The following is a 4,920-nucleotide window of genomic DNA, read 5'->3' as shown; positions in this document are numbered from 1 at the left end:
CGTAGCTGTCCAGCCGCACCGGGAAGCGGAACTCCAGCACCTCCGGATCCGTCAGCCGCGAGTTGGGCATGTGCGTCTGCACGACGCTCGTGCCTTCGAAGCCGCCGGTCACCTGGCCCTTGTCGTCCGTCGTGCCGCCGGCACCCGAGCCGCCCGAGATGGTCTCGTAGTACTGGTACTGCTCGTTGCCGAAGGTGAAGTTGTTCATCGTGCACTGGCCGGCGGCCATCACGCCGAGAGCGCCGTACAGGGCGTTGGTGACGCAGGTGCTGGTCTCCACGTTGCCGGCCACCACCGCGGCCGGCGGATTCGGGTTGAGCATGCAGCCCTCGGGCACGATCACCGTGAGCGGCTTCAGGCAGCCGGCGTTGAGCGGGATCTCGTCGTCGACCAGGGTGCGGAAGACGTAGAGCACCGCGGCCATCGTCACCGACTTGGGCGCGTTGAAGTTGTTCGGCAGCTGCGCGCTGGTGCCGCTGAAGTCGATCGTCGCACCGCGCTGCGCCGCGTGCACCGTGACCTTGACCGCGATCTGCGCGCCGTTGTCGAGATCGAGCGTGAAGGCACCGTCCTTCAGCGCCGTGATCACGCGCCGCACGCTCTCCTCGGCGTTGTCCTGCACATGCTTCATGTAGGCCGCCACGGTGGCGCGGCCGAACTGCGCCACCATCGCCTTGAGTTCCTGCACGCCCTTCTCGTTGGCCGCGACCTGCGCGCGCAGGTCGGCGAGGTTCTGCGCCGGGTTGCGGCTCGGGTGCGGGCCCGAGCGCAGCAACGCGTGCAGTTCCGCCTCGCGCAGGCGGCCCTGCTCGACCAGCTGGAAGTTGTCGATCAGCACGCCCTCCTCGGTGATGTCCCTGGAGAACGGCGGCATCGAGCCCGGCGTGACGCCGCCGATGTCGGCGTGGTGGCCGCGGCTGGCGACGAAGAAGCCGGGCGTGGCGTCGTCCTCGTCCAGGAACACCGGCGTCACCACGGTGATGTCGGGCAGGTGCGTGCCGCCGTGGTACGGGTCGTTGAGCACGTAGACGTCGCCGCGCTTCATGACCGGGTTGCGCGCGACGACGGAACGGATCGACTCGCTCATCGAGCCCAGGTGCACCGGCATGTGCGGCGCGTTGGCGATCAGTTGCCCTTGCGCGTCGAACAGCGCGCAGCTGAAGTCCAGCCGCTCCTTGATGTTGACCGAGTGCGCGGTGTTCTGGAGCCGCAGGCCCATCTGCTCGGCGATGTTCATAAAAAGGTTGTTGAAGACCTCCAGCACGACCGGATCGGCCTCGGTGCCGAGCGCATGGGCGCGCGTTCGCTCGCGGATGCGCGTCAGCAGCAGGTCGCCGGACGGTTGCAGCTCGGCGCGCCAGCCGGCGTCGACCACCGTCGTCGCGTTGCGCTCCGCGACGATGGCCGGACCGTCGACACGGGCGCCGGGTCGCAGCGATTCGCGGTGATGCAGTTCGGCGTCGCGCCAGCCGGCGGGCTGCTCGTCGGCGAGGCAGTACATGCGCACGCGCTCCAGCGGCTCGGGGCGATGCGCACCGGCGTCCGTGGTCGGGCCGTCGACCGGCGCCTCCAGCGACGCGCCGGCGGCGAGCGCCTCGACCGAGACCGCCTCGATCACCAGCGCGCGGTCCGGCATCAGGAAGGCGAAGCGGCGTCGGTAGGCCTGCTCGAAGGCCTCACGGATGGCGGCGATCGCGTCCTCCGCAGACCCGTCGAGCGACAGCGGACACGTGAGCGCCGTGTCGGTGCCCTGATAGCGGACCTGCGCCCGCGCGATGGTGCGCAACGCGCCGGCGGGAACGCCTTGCGATTCGAGTTCGCTCCCTGCCTGCGCCGCCAGCGAGGCCGCCGTCTCGCGCGCGGCGGACAGCCCGTCGGCGTCCAGCGCGCGTTCGATCGAGGCTTCGCGCATCGAGGTCTGGTCGGCGAGTCCCATGCCGTAGGCGCTGAGCACGCCGGCGAACGGGTGCGCCAGGATGCGCGTCATGCCGAGCGCGTCCGCGACCAGGCAGGCCGCCTGGCCGCCGGCGCCGCCGAAACACTGCAGCGTGTAGCCGGTGACGTCATAGCCACGCGCGACGGAGATCCGCTTGATCGCGTTCGCCATCGCGCCGACGGCGATCTGCAGCGCGCCGGCGGCCACGTCCTCGGCCGTCATCGGCTTGCCGGCGGCGGACATCTGCCCGGCCAGTTCCTCGAAGCGTGACTTCACGACCTCGCCGTCCAGCGCCTCGTCCGCGCCCGGCCCGAAGACCTTCGGGAAGTGCGCCGGCTGGATGCGGCCAAGCATCACGTTGGCGTCCGTCGTCGCGAGCGGACCGCCGCGGCGGTAGCTCGCCGGGCCGGGGTTCGCACCGGCCGAGGCCGGCCCGACACGCAGCCGCGCGCCGTCGAACGCGATCACCGAGCCCCCGCCCGCCGCCACCGTGTGGATGCTCATCATCGGCGCGCGCATGCGCACGCCGGCGACCTCGGTGTCGAAGGCGCGTTCGAACTCGCCGGCGAAGTGGCTGACGTCGGTCGAGGTGCCGCCCATGTCGAAGCCGATCAGCCGGTCGTGGCCGGCCGCTTCGCCCGTGCGCACCATGCCGACGATGCCGCCCGCCGGACCGCTGAGGATCGCGTCCTTGCCCTGGAAGCGACCGGCCTCGGTCAGGCCGCCGGAGCTCTGCATGAAGAACAGGCGCACGCCGGGCATCTCGGCCGCGACCTGGTCGACGTAGCGGCGCAGGATCGGGCTCAGGTAGGCGTCGACGACCGTCGTGTCGCCGCGCGGGATCAGCTTCATCAGCGGGCTGACCTCGTGCGAGACGGAGATCTGCGTGAAGCCGACGGCCTGCGCCAGGCGCTTGGCGGCGAGCTCGTGATCCGGCGCGCGCCAGCCGTGCAGGAACACGATGGCGCAGGCGCGCAGGCCGGCGTCGAACGCGGCCTGCAGTTCGGCGCGCAGCGCGGCCTCGTCCAGCGCGGCGATCTCGCGACCCTGCGCGTCGACGCGCTCGTCGGCTTCGACGACGCGCTCGTACAGCAGCTCGGGCAGCTGGATGCGGCGTTCGAACAGCTTGGGCCGCGCCTGCGTCGCGATGCGCAGCGCGTCGCGGAAGCCGCGCGTCGTCACCAGCAGCGTGCGGTCGCCGCAGCGCTCCAGCAGCGCGTTGGTCGCGACCGTCGTGCCCATCTTGACGCAGTCGACCCGCTCCGCCGTGATCGGCTCGCCGGCCTTCAGGCCGAGCAGGCGGCGGATGCCCTCGACCGCCGCGTCACGGTAGTGCTCGGGGTTCTCCGACAGCAGCTTCAGCGTCTTCAGCGTGCCGTCCGGCGCGCGTCCGACCAGATCGGTGAAGGTGCCGCCGCGATCGATCCAGAACTGCCAGCGATCGGGGGAGCGATCGGAAGAGCGGGTGGCTTGCATCGTGAGGTCCGGGGCGAGACGAAAGTCGATGACCCGATTATGGGCAGCCCCGCAAGGCAGGGCGCGGACGCAAAAAAGCCGCCCCGAAGGGCGGCTTGAGCATTGCAGGAGACTGAAGATTTACTTGTCGATCACTTGTGATAGGCGGTTTCGCCGTGCGACGAGATGTCCAGGCCTTCGCGCTCTTCCTCTTCGGAGACGCGCAGACCGATCACCAGGTCGACGACCTTGAACGCGATCACCGAGACCACGCCCGACCACACGATGGTCAGCAGGACGGCCTTGAGCTGCGTGAAGACCTGCGTGCCGATCGAGTAGGCGTCCGGCGCGATGGTCGCGGCGGTGACCCAGTCGCCGACGGCCGACGGGCCGCCCAGGCTCGGGCTGTTGAAGACACCCGTCAGCAGCGCGCCGACGATGCCGCCCACGCCGTGGACGCCGAAGACGTCCAGCGAGTCATCCGCACCCAGCAGCTTCTTCAGACCCGACACGCCCCACAGGCAGGCGAAGCCGGCGACCAGGCCGATCACCAGACCGCCGCCGATGCCGACGTTGCCGGCGGCCGGGGTGATCGCGACCAGGCCGGCCACGGCGCCCGAGGCCGCACCCAGCATCGAGGCCTTGCCCTTGAGCAGCGCTTCACCGACGCACCAGGCCAGCACCGCGGCGGCGGTGGCGAACAGCGTGTTGATGAAGGCCAGCGCGGCGAAGCCGTTGGCTTCCAGCGCGGAGCCGGCGTTGAAGCCGAACCAGCCCACCCACAGCAGCGAGGCGCCGACCATGGTCAGGGTCAGGCTGTGCGGCGTGAACGCTTCCTTGCCGTAGCCGATGCGCTTGCCGACCATGAAGGCGCCGACGATGCCCGCGACCGCGGCGTTGATGTGCACCACGGTGCCGCCGGCGAAGTCCAGCGCGCCCCACTGCCAGAGCAGACCGGCCTTGCTGTTCATCTCATCGACCACCGCGGCCGAGGAGTAGGCGTCCGGGCCCATCCAGAACCAGACCATGTGGGCCATCGGCGTGTAGCTGAAGGTGAACCACAGGACCATGAACAGCAGGACCGCGCTGAACTTGATGCGCTCGGCGAAGGCGCCGACGATCAGGCAGCAGGTGATGCCGGCGAAGGTCGCCTGGAAGGCGGCGAACACGATCTCGGGGATGTAGACGCCCTTGCTGAAGGTCGCGCCCGGCGCGAAGGTCCCCGCGACGTTGTCCCAGATGCCCTTCATGAACAGCCGGTCGAAGCCGCCGATGAACTTGTTCCCTTCGGTGAAGGCCAGGCTGTAGCCGTACAGGGCCCACAGCACGACGATCAGCGAGAAGGTCACCATCACCTGCATCAGCACCGACAGCATGTTCTTGCTGCGGACCAGGCCGCCGTAGAACAGGGCAAGGCCTGGCACCGTCATCATGATCACCAGCAGGGTGGAGACCATCATCCAGGTGGTGTCGCCCTTGTTGATCACGGGCGGGGCCGCGGCGGCGGCCGAGGCGGCATCGGCGGGGGC

2 protein-coding genes are annotated in these 4,920 nt (G+C 70.0%); both read right to left on the bottom strand.

Features of this window, described 5'->3' with window-relative positions; genetic code table 11:
* On the bottom strand, window positions 1-3,412 hold a 3,412-nt coding region (locus VF536_RS24430), incomplete at its 3' end, for a hydantoinase B/oxoprolinase family protein (RefSeq protein ID WP_331617535.1).
* 131 nt (window positions 3,413-3,543) lie between these two features.
* On the bottom strand, window positions 3,544-4,920 hold a 1,377-nt coding region (amt, locus tag VF536_RS24425; RefSeq protein ID WP_331617533.1), incomplete at its 5' end, for an ammonium transporter.

The sequence above is a fragment of the Roseateles sp. genome, assembly GCF_036486225.1.
Classification (GTDB): domain Bacteria; phylum Pseudomonadota; class Gammaproteobacteria; order Burkholderiales; family Burkholderiaceae_C; genus Roseateles.
The sequence above is the reverse complement of the archived record's forward strand: the minus strand, read 5'-3'. Positions and strand labels throughout refer to the sequence as shown.